Source organism: Haemophilus sp. SZY H8 (genome assembly GCF_018829755.1).
In the GTDB taxonomy this organism is placed as follows: Bacteria; Pseudomonadota; Gammaproteobacteria; order Enterobacterales; family Pasteurellaceae; genus Haemophilus; species Haemophilus haemolyticus_K.
Genome location: NZ_JAHKJY010000002.1, coordinates 233,293 through 250,630 on the forward strand (window position 1 = coordinate 233,293; position 17,338 = coordinate 250,630).

Here is a 17,338-nt window from a genome sequence, read left to right on the forward strand (position 1 = left end):
ACTTAAACGGATTTTACTATGCTAATTAATAATAGAATCTAAACTAGAGCTATATTTTTTTGAAAAAGTCACAAATTTGATATAGATCAATTTTACAAACTTTAACAAATAATAGGTATTTCATAACTTACATCAAAAATATGAACCAGATAACGTTTTTTAGTATTTTTTATCCTTACGTTTAGTAGTAAAATAGCCACCAATTTGGGTTATCTTTGTAGTAATTTTCTATTTTTCATCGTTGTGTAGTGATTATGTAGATAAACCAATTTAGGCTTAACTAATTAAGTTGAGTGATTAGGGGTTATTTAAGGCTCTGCCTTTTTAATCATTGTTGGAACTAATGTTGTTTATACAGAGGAGTTGAGAATGTTGGACGTCGTTGACCTTTCTCGCTTGCAGTTTGCTTTAACTGCGTTGTATCACTTCATTTTCGTGCCGCTGACATTAGGTTTGTCATTCGTCCTTGTGATTATGGAAACCATCTATGTGGCGACAGGCAAAGAAGTTTATAAAGATATGACAAGATTCTGGGGGAAGTTATTTGGTATTAACTTTGCCCTTGGGGTGACCACAGGTATCATTATGGAATTCCAATTCGGTACTAACTGGTCTTATTATTCTCATTATGTAGGTGATATTTTTGGTGCGCCATTAGCGATTGAAGCGTTACTAGCCTTTTTCTTAGAATCAACTTTTGTGGGGTTATTCTTCTTTGGTTGGGATCGTTTAACTAAAGGTAAACACTTACTTGCTACATATTGCGTAGCTTTCGGTTCGAACTTATCTGCAATGTGGATTTTAGTTGCTAATGGTTGGATGCAGTCTCCAGCTGGCTCAGAATTTAATTTTGAGACAGTACGTATGGAAATGACGAGCTTTTTAGATCTTTGGTTAAATCCTGTTGCTCAAAGTAAATTCTTGCACACGTTAACAGCAGGTTATTCGACTGGTGCAATGTTTGTATTAGGTATTAGTGCATTCTATTTATTAAAAGGTCGTGATATTGGTTTTGCCAAACGTTCATTCTCTGTTGCTGCAACCTTTGGTTTTATCGCGGCATCGGCTGTGTTAATTATGGGGGATGAATCAGGTTACGACATTGGTAAAGCACAACCAGTGAAATTGGCTGCAATGGAAGCTGAGTTTGAAACTCATCCTGCGCCAGCGCCATTTCATCCAGTTGCAATTCCAAATACTGCAGAAATGAAAAATGATTTTGCGATTGAGATCCCATATTTGGGTGGTTTAATTGCAACGCGTTCTTTAGATACTGAAATTGTTGGTTTGAAAGATATTCAAGCGAAAAATGAAGGTCGTGTTCGTAACGGTATGGTCGCTTACGATTTATTCACGCAATTAAAAGCAGAGAAAAAATCAGCAGGCCACGTAAATCCAGAAACTAAAGCAAAATTTGATGAAGTAAAAGGTGATTTAGGTTTTGGTTTATTATTAAAACGTTACACAGATAAAGTTGTAGATGCAACAGATGAACAAATTAAACAAGCTGCTCGCGATACTATTCCAAACGTAGGTCCTAACTTCTGGGCATTCCGTGGGATGTTAGCAGCCGGTGGTTTAATTATTTTACTGACCTTCGGCGCATTTGTTCAAAATTTACGTAACAAAGTCACTTCTTCTCGCTTATTGCTTAAAGCATTGCTTTGGTGTATCCCATTGCCAATCTTAGCAATTGAATTTGGTTGGTTCTTAGCTGAGTCTGGTCGTCAACCTTGGGCAATCTATGAAGTTTTACCTGTTGGGGTATCAGCGTCTCAGTTAAGTACTGGCGATTTATGGTTCTCTATTGGTTTAATTTGTGCGCTTTATCTTGCGTTCATTATTGTTGAGATGTATTTGATGTTTAAATATGCGCGTTTGGGTCCAAGTGCGTTAAAAACCGGCAAATACTACTTTGAACAATCATCTAAATAAGCAGGAGATGAATTATGATTGATTATGAATTTCTACGTTTTATTTGGTGGGTGTTAGTTATTGTATTGTTGATCGGTTTTTCTGTTACCGACGGATTTGATATGGGCGTGACCGCACTTTTACCTGTAACAGGCAAAAAAGAAGTGGAGCGCCGTATTATGATCAACTCTATTGCCCCCCATTGGGATGGTAACCAAGTTTGGTTATTAACTGCAGGCGGCGCAGTATTTGCGGCATGGCCAATTGTATATGCCGTTTCATTCTCAGGTTTCTACATCGCTTTAGTATTGGTTTTAGCTGCATTATTCTTGCGCCCATTGGGTTTTGAATATCGTGCAAAGATTGATAACCCGACTTGGCGTTCTGTTTGGGATTGGGGACTATTCGCAGGTGGTTTTGTACCATCATTAGTATTTGGGGTGGCTTTTGGTAATTTATTACAAGGCGTTCCATTCCATTTCAACGAATTGACTCAAGTAACTTATACTGGTTCATTCTTTGAATTATTAAATCCATTTGCATTATTGTGTGGTGTTATTAGCTTATCAATGCTTGTGACTCACGGTGCGAACTGGTTACAAATGAAAACAACCGAAGAATTGCGTGATCGCGCTCGTTCAGTGAGCCAAATCGGTGCTATTGTGACTTTAATTGCATTCGTATTAGCTGGAGCATGGTTATACTTTAAAGAGGGTTATGTAGTAACGAGTGTTGTGGATCACTACGCGCCATCTTCTCCAATGAATAAAGAAGTTGCTGTTGAAACTGGTGCGTGGTTTAGAAATTTCAATGAAATGCCAATTCTTTGGATTTTCCCTGCATTAGCAGTAGTTGCTGCATTATTAAATGCGGCATTTTCTAAAGCTAATCGTTGTGGTTTCGCATTCTTTTTCTCTGCATTAACAATGGCTGGTGTAATTATTACTGCTGCAGTATCTATGTTCCCATTTGTGATGCCTTCAAGCTCAAATCCTGAACAAAGTTTGTTAATGTGGGATGCGACATCGAGTGAATTAACATTAACATTGATGTTCTTCTTAGCACTTATTTTTGTCACCATATCGTTGTGTTACACAATTTGGTCCTATACAAAAATGTTCGGTCGTTTAGACGCAAACTTCATTGACGAAAATAAACACTCATTATACTAAGGAGATTAATATGTTATATATAATTTGGGTAGTGGGTGTGTTATTAGCTATATTTGCTAGTGCAAAATTAACTATTGGCAAAGAAAAAGCAGGAAAATTTGACGAGTAATATGATTCATTCACTCTATCAATTAATTAATAAGGGTTCGTTTCGAACCCTTTCATTTATTTTAGCGCTAGGATTAACAGCCGTATTTTTCTTTAATGTTGATAATTTTTCAACATTGTTACGAAATGATTCTCCTTGGTGGATTTTGATGATCTTTTGGGGATTGATTACGGTTTGGATTCATGGAATCGGATTTGAAATTAAAAGCGTAATTTGGAAATTAATTTTCTTACCTTATATTGCTTATATCATTATATTGATTAGTTCTGTAGAGCATTTTTATTTACGAGGATGATTTTTTTCTTCGGCATATTGCTTATCTAAAAAACAGGTTCTAAAATATCCGACCTATTGCGGTGGGCAAAGCTTAATAATGTCAGAAAAAACCTTCTATCTTCCCGTTCGAGTGTATTATGAAGATACTGATGCTGGTGGCGTTGTGTATCATGCTCGTTATTTGCATTTTTTTGAGCGAGCTAGAACAGAATATTTGCGAGCGTTAAATTTTACGCAGCAAACTTTATTACAAGAACAACAACTCGCGTTTGTTGTCAAATCGCTCGCTATTGATTATTGCGTTGCGGCAAAACTGGATGATTTACTCACGGTAGAAACAGATGTCATAGAGATAAAAGGTGCAACAATCCTTTTTGAGCAAAGACTTATACGTGATACGGTGATGTTATCAAAGGCTACAGTCAAGGTAGCCAGTGTTCATCTTGGCAATATGAAACCTGTGGCTCTTCCTAAAGAAGTAAAAGCTGCGTTTTACAACCTAAAATAAACTTTTCGGAGTGTGCAATGACTGCAGAATTGAATTTTTTAGATCTTTTTCTAAAAGCAAGTATTGTTGTTCAACTTGTAATTGTGATTTTGATTTCATTCTCAATTATTTCTTGGGCAATTATTATTCAACGTAGCCGAGTTTTAACGGCAGCTTTAAAAGAAGCGAATACTTTTGAAGACCGTTTTTGGTCTGGTGAGGATTTGAATAAGCTATATGAAGGATTATCAAATCGTCGTGATATTTTAACGGGTAGTGAACAGATTTTCTTTGTTGGTTTCAAAGAGTTTTCTCGCTTGAAACAAGTGAATCCTGATGCGCCTGAGGCGATTATTAAAGGAACTACGCGAGCAATGAATCTTACAATGAATCGTGAAGTTGAAAGCCTTGAAAGTCGCGTACCATTTTTGGCTACAGTAGCTTCTGTTAGCCCTTATATTGGTTTATTCGGAACTGTTTGGGGTATCATGCACGCTTTTATGGCATTAAGTGGTGCTAAACAAGCAACTTTACAAATGGTTGCTCCTGGTATCGCTGAGGCTTTGATTGCTACTGCAATCGGTTTGTTTGCTGCGATTCCGGCTGTAATGGCTTATAACCGTTTAAGTTTACGCGTGAATGCTATCGAACAGAATTATGGTAACTTTATTGATGAATTTACGACGATTTTACATCGCCAAGCTTTCGGCAAAGCACCACACTAAAATATAGAAAAAATACACCGCACTCTTTCGTTAAGTGCGGTGAAAAATAAGAGAGATTTGAATTATGGCTCGTCGTCAGCGTAAAGATATTAAATCTGAAATTAATATTGTCCCGTTTTTGGATGTATTGTTAGTGCTTGTGTTGATCTTTATGGCAACAGCACCAATTATTAGCCAAAGCGTACAAGTGGAATTGCCGGATTCAGTGCAAAGTCAAAATGTATCTAATGAAGATAAAGTGCCGGTAATTCTTGAGGTTTCAGGGATTGGACAATATGCGATTTCTATTGGCGGAGAACGTCAAGAAGGGTTAACGGAAGAAATGGTGACACAGTTATCTCGACAAGAATTTGATAAAGATAATAACACACTATTTTTAGTGGGTGGAGCTAAGGAAGTTCCCTATGAAGAAGTGATTAAAGCACTTAATCTGCTCCACCTTGCTGGAATTAAATCTGTTGGTTTAATGACAAACCCAATTTAACTAAGTAGGTAACCGTGCAAAATAATCGACAAAAAAAAGGCGCAAATGCATTTGTTATTTCTATAGTGATGCACCTTGTTTTGTTTGGATTGTTGATTGTCAGCTCTTTCTACCATACAGTTGAAATTATGGGTGGTGGCGAAGGTGATGGTGATGCTATGGGCGCAGTAATGGTCGATACTGGCTCTGCAGCGCAAGAATGGGGTAGAATTCAACAACAGAAAAAAGGGCAAGCGGATAAACAGAAACGTCCAGAACCCGTTGTTGAAGAAAAACCGCCACAACCTAATCAAGAAGAGATTAAGCGTCAACAGGAAGTTCAACGACAAGAAGAGTTAAAACGTCAGCAAGAACAGCAACGTCAGCAAGAAATAAAAAAACAACAAGAGCAAGCTCGTCAAGAAGCGTTGGAAAAACAGAAACAAGCTGAAGAGGCAAAAGCAAAACAAGCTGCTGAAGCTGCAAAATTAAAAGCAGATGCAGAAGCTAAACGTTTAGCTGCAGCAGCAAAACAAGCTGAAGAAGAGGCGAAAGCTAAAGCAGCAGAACTTGCAGCACAAAAAGCAAAACAAGAGGCTGAAGCCAAGGCAAAAGCTGAAGCCGCAGCTAAAGCAAAAGCTGAGGCTAAAGCGAAAGCTGAAGCAGATGCAAAAGCTAAAGCCGCTGCCGATGCTAAAGCAAAAGCTGAAGCCGATGCAAAAGCTAAAGCCGCAGCTGATGCTAAAGCAAAAGCTGATGCAGAGGCGAAAGCTAAGGCTGCTGCCGATGCTAAAGCTAAAGCGGATGCAGCAAAACGAAAAGCGGACCAAGCCAGTTTAGATGATTTCTTAAATGGCGGAGATATTGGTGGCGGTAGTGCATCTAAAGGCGGAAATGCTAACAAAGGTGGAACTCAAGGTAGCGGTGCTGCGCTTGGTTCTGGCGATGGTGGCAAAGTAGGAGATCAATACGCTGGAGTAATTAAGAAAGAGATTCAACGTCGTTTCTTAAAAGATCCAAGTTTTGCAGGAAAAGTTTGTCGTATTAAAATTCAATTGAGTCGAGATGGAACAATCTTGGGATATCAAAAAATTTCAGGTCCTGATGATATTTGTACAGCAGCATTAAGTGCGGTGGCTAGAACAAAAAAAGTTCCAGCAGCCCCATCTGATGCTATCTATGAGAAATATAAATCGCCAATTATTGATTTTGATATTCGATAATTCTTTAGAAAAATTTATTGTTAAATTTTAAAGGTAACAAAATGAAATTATTAAAACGTTTAGTGAGCGTATTAGCGATTGTACTTGCTGTTGCAAACAATGCATTCGCTGATGATGAAGTTCGCATTGTAATTGATGAAGGGGTTGATGGTGCACGTCCTATAGCTGTTGTGCCGTTTGCTGGATCTGCACCAGAAGATATTAGCAAAATTGTTGCTGATGATTTACGTAACAGCGGTAAATTTAATCCTATTGCAGTATCTCAGATGCCTCAACGTCCAACTTCAGCAGCAGAGGTAAATCCTGAAGCTTGGTCTAATATTGGAATTGACGCAATTGTGGTCGGACAAGTTGTTCCATCTGGTAATGGTTATAGTATTACTTATCAATTAATTGACACCGTTGGTGCATCAGGTACGCCTGGAGCGGTATTAATGCAAAATAGCTATACAGTGACAAATAAATGGTTACGCTATGGTGCTCATACTGTTAGTGATGAAGTTTTTGAAAAATTAACTGCGATCCGTGGTGCATTTAGAACTCGTATCGCTTATGTTGTGCAAAAAAATGGTGGTTCACAGCCCTATGAAGTTCGTGTTGCAGACTACGATGGCTATAATCAATTTATCGTAAATCGTAGCTCTCAACCAATTATGTCACCAGCTTGGTCTCCAGATGGTCAACGTTTAGCTTATGTGTCTTTTGAAAATAAAAAATCACAACTTGTTGTACAAGATTTAAATTCTGGTGCTCGTAAAGTGGTAGCATCTTTCCCTGGTCATAATGGTGCACCAGCATTTTCACCGGACGGTTCACGTTTAGCGTTTGCCTCTTCGCAAGATGGACTATTAAATATTTATGTGATGAATTCTCATGGTGGTACACCAACTCAATTAACTCGTGGGGCAGGTAATAATACTGAACCATCTTGGTCACCAGATGGTAGTTCAATTCTTTTTACCTCTGATAGAGGGGGCTCACCACAAGTTTATCGCATGAGTGCGAATGGTGGTAGTGCAACGCCTGTTGGTGGTCGTGGTAGTGCACAAATTAGTGCTGATGGTAAAACCCTTGTAATGATTAATGGTAACAATAATGTAGTTAAACAAGATCTTACAACTGGAGCTTCTGAAGTACTCAGCACATCATTCTTAGGTGAAAGTCCAAGTCTTTCACCAAATGGAATTATGATTATTTATAGCTCTACACAAGGCCTAGGAAAGGTGTTACAATTGGTTTCTGCAGATGGTCGCTTTAAGGCGAGCCTTCCAGGAAGTAATGGCCAAGTAAAATTTCCAGCTTGGTCGCCATACTTAACTAAATAAAAAAACTCATTGAGGAGAAATCTAATGAACAAATTTGTTAAATCATTATTAGTTGCAGGTTCTGTAGCTGCATTAGCAGCTTGTAGCTCATCTAACAACGATGCTGCAGGCAATGGTGCTGGTCAAACTTTCGGTGGATACTCTGTTGCTGATCTTCAACAACGTTACAACACCGTATATTTCGGTTTTGACAAATACAACATCGAAGGTGAATACGTTCAAATCTTAGATGCACACGCAGCATACTTAACAGCAACACCATCAGCTAAAGTATTAGTTGAAGGTAACACCGACGAACGTGGTACTCCTGAGTACAATATTGCGTTAGGTCAACGTCGTGCTGATGCTGTTAAGGGTTACTTAGCAGGTAAAGGCGTAGAAGCAGGTAAATTAAGCACTGTATCTTACGGTGAAGAAAAACCAGCAGTTCAAGGTCACGATGAAGCTGCATACTCTAAAAACCGTCGTGCAGTGTTAGCATACTAATTTTTAGTATTCTTAATACTAACAAGGAACAGGGCCTATCAAATGATAGGCCCTGTTTTATTTTCTGATTATAATTTACTCACTCATAGAAAAAAGATAAATTTATTCTTGCATATAAAAATAAACTGGATATGATAGACGCTCTTTATTTTTATGGGTCGTTAGCTCAGTCGGTAGAGCAGCGGACTTTTAATCCGTTGGTCGAAGGTTCGAATCCTTCACGACCCACCAAATAACCACTCATATTACATCTCTAAAATCTAAATCTATACTTCTTCCATACGTCAAATTATTAGTGTCTATTTATCTTCTATAACTAAGAGTCTTATCATTAAATCCTTTCTAAAAAAAGATTATGAATTGATTATGTTTAACGGCTTCTATTTAAAATTATTTATATTATTGTTCAAACATTCTCTCTTGCTCTACTCACCCCTCTTTTTTACTGTCCACAATAATCAACAATACTTTCAAAATCCTCTTCTCTATTAATATAAAGAATTCTGGCTCCCTGTATTACTAATTAATATCAGAGTAACTATTTTGAGACTTAAGCTTGCTCTCAATTTCAATGAATTTAAGACTTATAAATAAATTTAATTAAAAAATCCCAACCTAGGTTGGGATTTAAAAATGACTAAAGATTCTACCGCACTTTATGCTTTGCTTACTTCAAAACGTTCAAATGCCAATACTTTTTTCTCTAATTTACGTAGCAATAAAGTCGCAATACCCGTAATAATTAAATAGATGCCTCCCGCAATGCCGTAAATTGTCAGTGCATCATATTCTGTACCATAAAGTTGGCGAGCATAGCCCATAATGTCCATAATTGTAATAGTGGAGGCTAATGCCGTGCCTTTAAATACCAAAATAATTTCGTTACTGTAAGACGGCAAAGCACGTTTTAAGGCATAAGGAATTAAAATTTTTAAAGTTTGTATGCGGTTTAATCCTAATGCTGCACAACTTTCCCATTGTCCTTTTGGAATGGCTTTCACTGCACCATGAAATAATTGTGTGGAGTAGGCTGCACTGTTTAGCGCTAAAGCTAATGCTGCACAGAACCAGGCATTGGATAAGAGATACCATAATGGGCTGTCAATAATCCACTGAAATTGGCCCGGCCCCGCATAAATTAAAAAGAACTGAACTAACAGTGGCGTGCCAGTGAATAAAGTAAGGTATAAATTAATCGCTCTTTTTACCCATTTATTTTCCATTGAAAGTAAAAAAGTGAGAAATAATGCCAAACAGAAGGCAATCAGTAATGATACGACTGTAAGCAACAAACTCGTTGGAATCCCTTGTGCGATCACGCTTAAATATTCTTGAAACATTATTTCACGCCCCTTTCAAAACGAGTAAAACGTAGCTCTAATTTTCGAATACCAACTTGGCTAATTAATGTTACCGCTAAATAAATTAACGCAGCAATACCGTACCAAGTAAAGGGTTGATGTGTATTGGTATTAATCAGATCCGCTTGGCGCATCAAATCGTCCACACCAATCAATGAAACCAATGCTGTATCTTTTAGTAATACAAGCCATTGATTGCTTAAACCTGGTAAGGCATGACGCCATACTTGTGGCATGACAATGTGGATGAACGTATAACTTTTGCTTAAGCCTAACGCCGCACCAGACTCCCATTGACCTTTCGGAATAGCTTGAATTGCGCCGCGTAATGTTTGTGAAGCATAAGCTGCAAAAATGAGAGAAAGCGCAAATACACCGCAGCCAAATGCCCCAAATTCAATGTATTCTCCTGTTAGCATTTCTACTAATTCAGTGGAACCAAAATATACGAGTAATACAACGAGAATTTCAGGTAAGCCACGCAATAAGGCAATGAATACTGCCGTTGGTTTTCCAACAAAACGATTTGCTTCAAGTACGGCAAAAATTAGGCTTAAAAATAACCCTAGGATTAATGAACAGACCGCAAGCCCTAAAGTCATTAGGGCTGCGGTAAACATTAAAGAAAGAAAATCAGAACTCATAGATTATTTTGTCATCCATTTATCATAGATTTTTTGGTATTCACCATTTGCTTTAATTGCAGCTAAACCTTTGTTTAATTGCTCCGCTAATTCTTTATTTGATTTATGCATTGCAATGCCTAAACCATTACCAAAATATTTTTTATTTGCTACCTTTTCGCCTACAAATTGCATTTCTGGTTCTTTGCTAATCATATCTGCAAGTACTGCGGTATCACCAAAAATCATATCAATTCTACCGCTCTTTAAGTCTAAAATTGCGCTCTGTAAGCTAGCATAAGCCTTAGTTGTATATTGTTTGGTTTCTGCTACTGTGTATTGTTGGAATGTGGTTCCATTTTGAACGCCAACATTTTTTGCACTTTCTAACGTTGCTTTTCCTTTAAGGGTTACATAGCTTGCAGTGCTATCGTAATATGCATCAGAGAATAAAACCTGTTTTGCTCTTGCATCGGTAATATCAATAGCGGAAATGGATGCATCAAAGCGTTTTGCTTTTAAATTTGGAATTAATGCATCAAAAGCTTCGCCTTTGAATTTACAGGTTGCTTGGATTTCTTTACAAATTGCATTCGCCACATCGACATCAAAACCAATAATCTCGCCTTTTTCATTTGTGGTTTCAAATGGTGGATAGCTAGGTTCCATTGCAAAAGTAAGCTCTTGTGCGCTTGCTGTTACGGATGCGCCGAATAAAATTGCAGTTAATAATGTTTTTTTCATAATAAAATCCTTATTCTCTAGTGAGAAAGATATTGTTTAAATTGTTCAGTTTTCGGGTTTTCAAAACAATCTGCCGAGCCTATTTCGACAATTTTTCCCTGTTCCATATATACTACTTTCGTTGCTACTTTTTGTGCAACATTGACTTCGTGGGTCACAATCACCTGAGTAATGCCGGTTTCTTGTAATTCTTTAATAATATCTACAACTTGTGCCGTAATTTCAGGATCCAATGCAGCCGTTGGTTCATCAAATAGTAGAACTTGTGGCTTCATCATCAGTGCGCGGGCTATTGCAACACGTTGTTGCTGACCGCCTGATAAGTGTAACGGAAAGCGATCTGCAAATTGTTCTAAACGTAAACGTTTTAACAACTCCATTGCATCTGCTTTGGCTTCATTTTCACTTACGCCACGCACTTTCATTGGCGCTTCAATTAAGTTTTCAATAACAGTTAAGTGCGGCCAAAGGTGATATTGTTGAAATACCATTCCTACATCTTGGCGTAATTGTCGGATTGCTTTGGGATTTGCCATTGCATTGGATAAATTAAAATCATTATTTGCAATACTTAATTCGCCAGATTTTGGTACTTCTAATAAATTTAATGTGCGAATCAATGTGCTTTTACCTGCGCCACTTGGGCCAAGCAATACAACGGTATCACCCTCATTAGCTTCAAGATTAATATCAAATAATGCTTGAGATGAACCGTAAAAGAAATTTAGATTTTTAACACGAATAGTCATTTCAATTTTCTCGTCTTTTAAGATGAAAAAATATTACATTTTTATGAATAATTATGCAAGTGGTGTGAATAAAAAATCCCAAAAAAATTTGGGATTTTAGAAATTCGATTGAAATCAACCGCACTTTAAGCTTCTTTAGCCATTTCAAACTCAATTAACATCATTAAAATATGAATGACTTTGATATGGATTTCTTGAATACGATCTGCATAACGGAAATGTGGTACACGGATTTCAACATCTGCTAATCCAGCCATTTTTCCGCCGTCTTTACCTGTCATCGCAATAACTTTCATGCCTTTTGCTTTTGCAGCTTCAATGGCGTTTAAAATGTTTTTTGAATTGCCAGAGGTTGATAAACCGAATAACACATCACCTTTTTGACCCACCGCTTCAACATAGCGTGAAAAGACATATTCATAACCAAAATCATTACTTACACAGCTTAAATGACTTACATCTGAAATCGCAATAGCGGGGTAGCCAGGACGATTTTCACGATAACGACCCGTTAATTCTTCTGCAAAATGCATCGCATCACAGTGCGAACCGCCATTACCACAAGAAAGCACTTTGCCTCCTTGTTTGAAGCTATTTGAAATTAATAATGCGGCTTCTTGAATTAATTTAATGTTATTTTCATCAGAAATAAATTTGTTTAACACATCTTGTGCTTCCACAAGTTCTGCTTTGATTTGCTCTAAATACATTGATTGCTCCTTGTTGGGAATAAAATCTCGATGGCATTGTATAGCAGATAAACATTCTTCGCTAGAGTAAATAAAAATTCATCTTTTCCCGATGAAGTGATGATTTTTTGCGATTTAGATCGTAATAGTGAATTTGCGTGCTTTTAGATTATTCTAGATAAACTTATTCTGAGAAAAGTGACCAGCACTTAAATTTACAAAAACATCATGAAATTTTACCGCACTTTGTTACTTTTCTTCGTGAGCTCTTTCGCTTTGGCTAACCCAGATTTAATGCTTCTTCATACCTACGATAATCAACCAATAGAAGGTTGGGTGATGTCTGAAAAATTAGATGGTGTACGCGGTTATTGGGATGGAAAGCAATTATTAACCCGGCAGGGGCAACGTTTATCACCGCCATCCTATTTCATTAAGGATTTTCCGCCTTTTGCGATTGATAGTGAATTATTTAGTGAGCGGAATCATTTTGAAGAAATTTCATCAATCACAAAATCTTTTAAAGGCGATGGTTGGGAAAAACTGAAATTGTATGTTTTTGATGTGCCTGATGCAGAAGGCAATTTATTTGATCGTTTAGCTAAATTGAAAGCGTATTTACTTGAACATCCAACAACTTACATTGAAATTATTGAACAAATCCCAGTGAGAGATAAAGCGCATTTATATGAGTTTCTTAGTCAAATCGAGTCTTTGAAGGGGGAAGGCGTCGTTGTTCGAGATCCTTATGCACCTTATGAACGAAAACGTAGCCATCGAATTTTAAAATTAAAAACGGCTCAAGATGAAGAATGTACGGTCATTGCACATCATAAAGGCAAAGGACAATTTGAAAATGTGATGGGTGCTTTAACTTGTAAAAATCATCGGGGAGAATTTAAAATTGGTTCGGGTTTTAATTTAAACGAACGAGAAAATCCTCCTCCAATTGGAACAATGATTACTTATAAATATCGAGGCCTTACGAATAGTGGAAAACCTCGATTTGCAACCTATTGGCGAGAGAAAAAATGAGCCTATTTATCAGTCTGACAAAATAAATTTAATCAATATGGAAACAAGCGATTAATTTGCCATCAATATGTTGCTCCAAGTGCGGTTGATTTTCACGGCATTTTTCTGTTGCTTTCCAACAACGAGGATTAAATGCACAGCCTTTTGGCGGATTAATCGGGCTTGGCAATTCACCCGTCAACTTTATACGTTCACGGCGCAAGTTTGGTGACAAACGTGGGGTCGCTGAAAGTAACGCTTTGGTATAAGGATGTTGAGGATTAGAGAAGATTTGTTCTTTTGTTCCTTTTTCAACACAACGACCTAGATACATCACCATCACTTCATCGGCGATATGCTCTACCACGGAAAGATCGTGCGAAATGAAAACGTAAGACAAGCCTAATTCATCTTGTAAATCCATCATTAAATTCAGTACTTGCGCACGCACGGAAACATCTAATGCAGAAACAGGTTCATCGGCAACAACAACATCGGGATCTAACATTAAACCACGAGCAATGGCGATACGCTGGCGTTGTCCGCCTGAAAACATATGAGGATAACGATCATAAAATTCAGCGCGCAACCCCACTTTTTCCATCATTGATAAAACTTTTTCTCGACGTTCTTTGGCAGAAAGTTTTGTATTGATGATCAATGGTTCTTCCAAAATTGAACCAATTTTTTTGCGTGGATTTAATGACGCATAAGGATTTTGGAAAACTATTTGAATTTTTTTACGACGTAGAGCCTTTGTTTCATGAGCATTTTCTAAAAAATTATGCCCTTTATAATACAATTCGCCTTCGCTGGGTTCTTCAATCATTGTCAATAAACGCCCTAGCGTTGATTTACCACAACCGGATTCTCCCACGACAGCTAAAGTTTTACCTCGTTCAAGCTGAAAAGAGACACCATCTAACGCTTTTACTTGCTGTGGTTTTGCAAACAAGCCTTTTTTTACAGGGTAATATTTTTTTAAGCCAATCGCATTTAATAATGGCGTATTTTCTTTTCCTTCATTCGTCATTATTAAGCTCCTTGATATTCAACAGGATTGCCTTGTTCGTTCAGCGGAGTATGGCATTTTACTTTACGCGAACCGATATGGTGCAATTGAGGTTCGACTTGGCGACAGTATTCGGTTGCATAAGGACAGCGAGGATTTAATAAGCAGCCTGTTGGGCGATCGTATTTTCCAGGTACCACACCTTGTAATGACTCTAAGCGAGATTTTCCTTCTGCGAATTCAGGTAATGAACGTAATAAGGCTTGAGTGTAAGGGTGTTTTGGCTCGCGGAAAATATCTTTTGCGGTGCCTTCTTCAACGATTTGTCCTGAATACATCACGATAATTCGATCTGCAGCTTCAGCAACAAGCGCAAGATCATGGGTAATCAAAATCAGCGACATGCATTCTTTTTTCTGCAATTCGAGTAAGAGCTCCATAATTTGTGCTTGAATGGTTACGTCCAATGCAGTAGTTGGCTCGTCAGCAATCAATAATTTAGGTCTGCAAGCAATTGCCATCGCAATCATTACACGCTGGCTCATTCCGCCAGAAAGCTGATGGGGATAAATATCAATCCGAGATTCAGGATCTGGGATACCGACCAATCTTAAAAGCTCTAAAGTGCGGTCTTTTCTTGCCTTTTTTGTACCGCCTTCATGAGTTTTTAACGCCTCCATAATTTGGAAACCGACAGTATAAGCTGGATTCAAGCTTGTCATCGGATCTTGGAAAATCATTGCTACATCAGCACCAATAAGCTGGCGTTTAGCTTTACTCTCTAAAGTGAGTAAATTTGTGTTTTCAAATTGCAAGGATTCTGCAGATACACGTCCTGGATGATCAATTAGCCCCATAATTGCGAGAGAACTCACAGATTTACCTGACCCCGATTCTCCCACAATGCCAAGCACTTCACCTTGTGCGACTTGATAGTTGATGCGATCCACTGCTTTAAATGGCGTATTTTTATCGCCAAAGTGAACAGAAAGTTCTTTTACGTCTAATAATGGCATTCTGTTTTCCTATTGTTTGAGTTTTGGATCAAGTGCATCGCGCAAGCCATCACCCATTAAGTTAAAGGCGAGAACTAAAGATAAAATAACTAAGCCAGGAATTGTAACCAACCAGTTTGCCGCTTGCATAAAACCACGTGCTTCAGAAAGCATTGCGCCAAGCTCAGGTGTTGGTGGTTTTGCACCAATGCCTAAGAAACCAAGTGTTGCAAGCTCTAAGATAGCGTTGGAAATGCCCATTGTCATTTGCACAATCAAGGGCGCTAAACAGTTTGGTAAAATCACAATAAACATGAGGCGAAGAACACCTGCGCCAGCGACTTTAGAGGAGGTGACATAATCACGATTTTTTTCATTCATCACCGCTGCTCGAGTTAAACGAACATAGCTAGGAATCGATACAACAGCGATCGCTAAAGTGGCATTGGCGAGTGATGGCTCTAAAATAGAGACGACTACAATCGTCAAGAGTAAGTTTGGAATCGCTAGCATAATATCAATTAGGCGAATAATAATTGTATCTAGCACGCCGCCATAATAACCAGAAATCAAGCCAAGGCTGGTACCAAAGGCACAAGATAGCAATACAATGACAAATCCCGCAAAGACGGAAATTCGCGTTCCGTAAATGATGCGAGAAAGGATATCTCGCCCAATGTCATCTGTGCCGAGTAAATAGGCAGGATTGCTGCCTTCATACCACGTCGGAGGCAGTAAAAGTGCGGTACGATTTTGTTCTGTTGGATCAAAAGGCGCAATATAAGGCGAGAAAATGCTGATTAAGGCAACAATCACAATAAAGGTTAAACCGATTAGCGCGCCTCGGTTTTGTTTGAAGTAAAACCAAAATTCTTGTAAGGGCGTTTTCGGCGCGAAAGTTGAATGCGTGTCAGACATAATTTCTCCTACAATTAATGACGGATACGCGGATTGACCACGCCGTAAAGTAAATCGACGGTTAAATTCACCACAATAATAATCGTCGCAATAATCAGTACAGAACCTTGTAATACTGGATAATCACGTGCTTGAATAGCATCAATAATCCATTTTCCAATTCCCGGCCATGAAAAAATGGTTTCTGTCAGTACGGCACCAGAAAGCAATTGACCAACGATTAATCCGACCACAGTGACAACAGGAATTAACGCATTACGTAATGCATGCACAATGACGATTCGAGTATAACTTAGGCCTTTTGCTTTTGCCGTGCGAATGTAATCTTCACCTAACACTTCCAACATCGCAGATCGGGTCATACGAGTAATAATAGCGAGAGGAACTGTGCCTAGGACGATTGCTGGAAGAATTAAGGATTTAACCGCATTTTCGAAGGCTCCAGGCATACCAGAAAGCCAGCTGTCAATGAGCATAAATCCTGTTGGTGTATCGATCCAAAATTCATTATCTAAACGTCCGCCTTGCGGTAAACCGAGTTGTGGTGAAACATATAAAATTAAAATCAATCCCCACCAGAAAATTGGCATAGAATAACCTGTGAGCGATGCAGCTGTAACCGTGTGAGATATCCAACTCTCTTTTTTTACTGCTGCAATCGTGCCTAAAATCACTCCGCCTAATAACGACCAAAATAACGCAAAAAATGCTAATTCAGCTGTGGCAGGGAAAAGTGTAAAGAATTCAGTAAGAACAGGTTGTTGAGTGCGGAATGATGCCCCAAAATCACCTTGTAGCACTTTAGCAATATAATGAAAATATTGTTCATGCAAAGGAAGATCTAATCCTAATTGATGCATCATTTGTTGATGTATTTCAGGTGTTAAGCCACGTTCACCCATCATTATTTCAACTGGATCGCCAGGAATAAAATGCACAAGGGCAAAAGTGATAAAAGTGATGGCAATAAAGGTTGGAATTACCATTAAGATACGCTTGAAGAAAAATTTAAACATTCAATCACTCAAATACAAAAAAAGTGCAGTTAAAATT

At 38.2% G+C, this 17,338-nt stretch carries 19 protein-coding genes and 1 tRNA gene; 11 read left to right on the forward strand and 9 right to left on the reverse strand.

Annotated elements, in window-relative coordinates; genetic code table 11:
• Positions 1–369: 369 nt before the first annotated feature.
• The 10 genes from KKW16_RS04160 (at position 370) to KKW16_RS04205 (ending at position 8,411) form a co-directional block, all read left to right on the forward strand.
• Positions 370–1,935 carry a cytochrome ubiquinol oxidase subunit I gene (locus KKW16_RS04160; protein ID WP_009766713.1) on the forward strand — a complete coding sequence of 522 codons (1,566 nt, stop codon included), beginning with the start codon at positions 370–372 and terminating at the stop codon, positions 1,933–1,935.
• 14 nt (positions 1,936–1,949) lie between these two features.
• Positions 1,950–3,086, forward strand: coding sequence for a cytochrome d ubiquinol oxidase subunit II (cydB, locus tag KKW16_RS04165; protein WP_048953941.1), 1,137 nt, complete (start codon positions 1,950–1,952; stop codon positions 3,084–3,086).
• Between the two features lie 110 nt (positions 3,087–3,196).
• Positions 3,197–3,490: a cyd operon protein YbgE gene (ybgE, locus tag KKW16_RS04170; RefSeq protein WP_048953942.1), complete on the forward strand. Its 294-nt coding sequence runs from the start codon at positions 3,197–3,199 to the stop codon at positions 3,488–3,490.
• Between the two features lie 78 nt (positions 3,491–3,568).
• Positions 3,569–3,979, forward strand: coding sequence for a tol-pal system-associated acyl-CoA thioesterase (gene ybgC, locus KKW16_RS04175; RefSeq protein ID WP_048953943.1), 411 nt, complete (start codon positions 3,569–3,571; stop codon positions 3,977–3,979).
• Between the two features lie 17 nt (positions 3,980–3,996).
• A complete protein-coding gene (tolQ, locus tag KKW16_RS04180) occupies positions 3,997–4,683 on the forward strand; it encodes a protein TolQ (protein ID WP_005626973.1) in 687 nt (228 codons plus the stop codon).
• A gap of 64 nt (positions 4,684–4,747) precedes the next feature.
• Positions 4,748–5,167 (forward strand): colicin uptake protein TolR, encoded by a 420-nt coding sequence (tolR, locus tag KKW16_RS04185; RefSeq protein ID WP_005634116.1) that lies wholly within the window; start codon positions 4,748–4,750, stop codon positions 5,165–5,167.
• A gap of 14 nt (positions 5,168–5,181) precedes the next feature.
• Positions 5,182–6,369, forward strand: a complete 1,188-nt coding sequence (gene tolA, locus KKW16_RS04190) for a cell envelope integrity protein TolA (protein WP_048953944.1) — start codon at positions 5,182–5,184, stop codon at positions 6,367–6,369.
• Positions 6,370–6,410: 41 nt separating this feature from the next.
• On the forward strand, positions 6,411–7,694 hold the full coding sequence (gene tolB, locus KKW16_RS04195; protein ID WP_048953945.1) for a Tol-Pal system beta propeller repeat protein TolB: 1,284 nt from the start codon (positions 6,411–6,413) through the stop codon (positions 7,692–7,694).
• Between the two features lie 24 nt (positions 7,695–7,718).
• Positions 7,719–8,180 carry a peptidoglycan-associated lipoprotein Pal gene (gene pal, locus KKW16_RS04200; protein WP_048953946.1) on the forward strand — a complete coding sequence of 154 codons (462 nt, stop codon included), beginning with the start codon at positions 7,719–7,721 and terminating at the stop codon, positions 8,178–8,180.
• A 155-nt stretch (positions 8,181–8,335) separates the two neighbouring features.
• Positions 8,336–8,411 (forward strand) — tRNA-Lys (locus tag KKW16_RS04205).
• 425 nt (positions 8,412–8,836) lie between these two features.
• On the opposite strand, the gene artM is transcribed toward KKW16_RS04205, so the two are convergent.
• The 5 genes from artM to lpcA form a co-directional block, all read right to left on the reverse strand.
• Positions 8,837–9,520: an arginine ABC transporter permease ArtM gene (artM, locus tag KKW16_RS04210; RefSeq protein ID WP_048952865.1), complete on the reverse strand. Its 684-nt coding sequence runs from the start codon at positions 9,518–9,520 to the stop codon at positions 8,837–8,839.
• On the reverse strand, positions 9,520–10,185 hold the full coding sequence (gene artQ / locus KKW16_RS04215) for an arginine ABC transporter permease ArtQ (protein WP_048952864.1): 666 nt from the start codon (positions 10,183–10,185) through the stop codon (positions 9,520–9,522). Before artQ ends, artM begins: the two co-directional genes overlap by 1 nt.
• Before the next feature lie 3 nt (positions 10,186–10,188).
• A complete protein-coding gene (locus KKW16_RS04220; RefSeq protein ID WP_046950422.1) occupies positions 10,189–10,908 on the reverse strand; it encodes a lysine/arginine/ornithine ABC transporter substrate-binding protein in 720 nt (239 codons plus the stop codon).
• A 17-nt stretch (positions 10,909–10,925) separates the two neighbouring features.
• On the reverse strand, positions 10,926–11,657 hold the full coding sequence (gene artP / locus KKW16_RS04225; protein WP_048952863.1) for an arginine ABC transporter ATP-binding protein ArtP: 732 nt from the start codon (positions 11,655–11,657) through the stop codon (positions 10,926–10,928).
• Positions 11,658–11,782: 125 nt separating this feature from the next.
• Complete coding sequence (lpcA, locus tag KKW16_RS04230; protein ID WP_065265332.1) at positions 11,783–12,367, reverse strand: D-sedoheptulose 7-phosphate isomerase; 585 nt, start codon at positions 12,365–12,367, stop codon at positions 11,783–11,785.
• A gap of 207 nt (positions 12,368–12,574) precedes the next feature.
• Between lpcA and KKW16_RS04235 the strand changes: the two genes are divergently transcribed.
• Positions 12,575–13,381: a DNA ligase gene (locus KKW16_RS04235; protein ID WP_048952862.1), complete on the forward strand. Its 807-nt coding sequence runs from the start codon at positions 12,575–12,577 to the stop codon at positions 13,379–13,381.
• A gap of 28 nt (positions 13,382–13,409) precedes the next feature.
• Here the strand turns inward: KKW16_RS04235 and KKW16_RS04240 are convergent, their stop codons facing one another.
• From KKW16_RS04240 to KKW16_RS04255, 4 genes are read right to left on the reverse strand one after another with little or no spacing between them, the layout of a single operon-like run.
• Complete coding sequence (locus tag KKW16_RS04240) at positions 13,410–14,393, reverse strand: peptide ABC transporter ATP-binding protein (RefSeq protein WP_048952861.1); 984 nt, start codon at positions 14,391–14,393, stop codon at positions 13,410–13,412.
• Positions 14,394–14,395: 2 nt separating this feature from the next.
• Positions 14,396–15,388, reverse strand: coding sequence for a dipeptide ABC transporter ATP-binding protein (gene dppD / locus KKW16_RS04245; RefSeq protein ID WP_048952860.1), 993 nt, complete (start codon positions 15,386–15,388; stop codon positions 14,396–14,398).
• Positions 15,389–15,397: 9 nt separating this feature from the next.
• Positions 15,398–16,285, reverse strand: coding sequence for an ABC transporter permease subunit (locus KKW16_RS04250; RefSeq protein ID WP_048952859.1), 888 nt, complete (start codon positions 16,283–16,285; stop codon positions 15,398–15,400).
• A gap of 14 nt (positions 16,286–16,299) precedes the next feature.
• Positions 16,300–17,301 carry an ABC transporter permease subunit gene (locus tag KKW16_RS04255; protein WP_048952858.1) on the reverse strand — a complete coding sequence of 334 codons (1,002 nt, stop codon included), beginning with the start codon at positions 17,299–17,301 and terminating at the stop codon, positions 16,300–16,302.
• Between the last annotated feature and the right edge of the window lie 37 nt (positions 17,302–17,338).

Bases quoted from the DNA above. Each gene is read 5' to 3' on its own strand.
- lpcA (WP_065265332.1), bottom strand. From the start codon at position 12,367: ATGTATTTAGAGCAAATCAAAGCAGAACTTGTGGAAGCACAAGATGTG.
- tolQ (WP_005626973.1), top strand. From the start codon at position 3,997: ATGACTGCAGAATTGAATTTTTTAGATCTTTTTCTAAAAGCAAGTATT.
- pal (WP_048953946.1), top strand. From the start codon at position 7,719: ATGAACAAATTTGTTAAATCATTATTAGTTGCAGGTTCTGTAGCTGCA.
- ybgC (WP_048953943.1), top strand. From the start codon at position 3,569: ATGTCAGAAAAAACCTTCTATCTTCCCGTTCGAGTGTATTATGAAGAT.
- artQ (WP_048952864.1), bottom strand. From the start codon at position 10,185: ATGAGTTCTGATTTTCTTTCTTTAATGTTTACCGCAGCCCTAATGACT.
- tolR (WP_005634116.1), top strand. From the start codon at position 4,748: ATGGCTCGTCGTCAGCGTAAAGATATTAAATCTGAAATTAATATTGTC.
- ybgE (WP_048953942.1), top strand. From the start codon at position 3,197: ATGATTCATTCACTCTATCAATTAATTAATAAGGGTTCGTTTCGAACC.
- tolB (WP_048953945.1), top strand. From the start codon at position 6,411: ATGAAATTATTAAAACGTTTAGTGAGCGTATTAGCGATTGTACTTGCT.
- KKW16_RS04255 (WP_048952858.1), bottom strand. From the start codon at position 17,301: ATGTTTAAATTTTTCTTCAAGCGTATCTTAATGGTAATTCCAACCTTT.
- KKW16_RS04220 (WP_046950422.1), bottom strand. From the start codon at position 10,908: ATGAAAAAAACATTATTAACTGCAATTTTATTCGGCGCATCCGTAACA.
- cydB (WP_048953941.1), top strand. From the start codon at position 1,950: ATGATTGATTATGAATTTCTACGTTTTATTTGGTGGGTGTTAGTTATT.
- KKW16_RS04240 (WP_048952861.1), bottom strand. From the start codon at position 14,393: ATGACGAATGAAGGAAAAGAAAATACGCCATTATTAAATGCGATTGGC.
- KKW16_RS04160 (WP_009766713.1), top strand. From the start codon at position 370: ATGTTGGACGTCGTTGACCTTTCTCGCTTGCAGTTTGCTTTAACTGCG.
- KKW16_RS04235 (WP_048952862.1), top strand. From the start codon at position 12,575: ATGAAATTTTACCGCACTTTGTTACTTTTCTTCGTGAGCTCTTTCGCT.
- dppD (WP_048952860.1), bottom strand. From the start codon at position 15,388: ATGCCATTATTAGACGTAAAAGAACTTTCTGTTCACTTTGGCGATAAA.
- artM (WP_048952865.1), bottom strand. From the start codon at position 9,520: ATGTTTCAAGAATATTTAAGCGTGATCGCACAAGGGATTCCAACGAGT.
- KKW16_RS04250 (WP_048952859.1), bottom strand. From the start codon at position 16,285: ATGTCTGACACGCATTCAACTTTCGCGCCGAAAACGCCCTTACAAGAA.
- artP (WP_048952863.1), bottom strand. From the start codon at position 11,657: ATGACTATTCGTGTTAAAAATCTAAATTTCTTTTACGGTTCATCTCAA.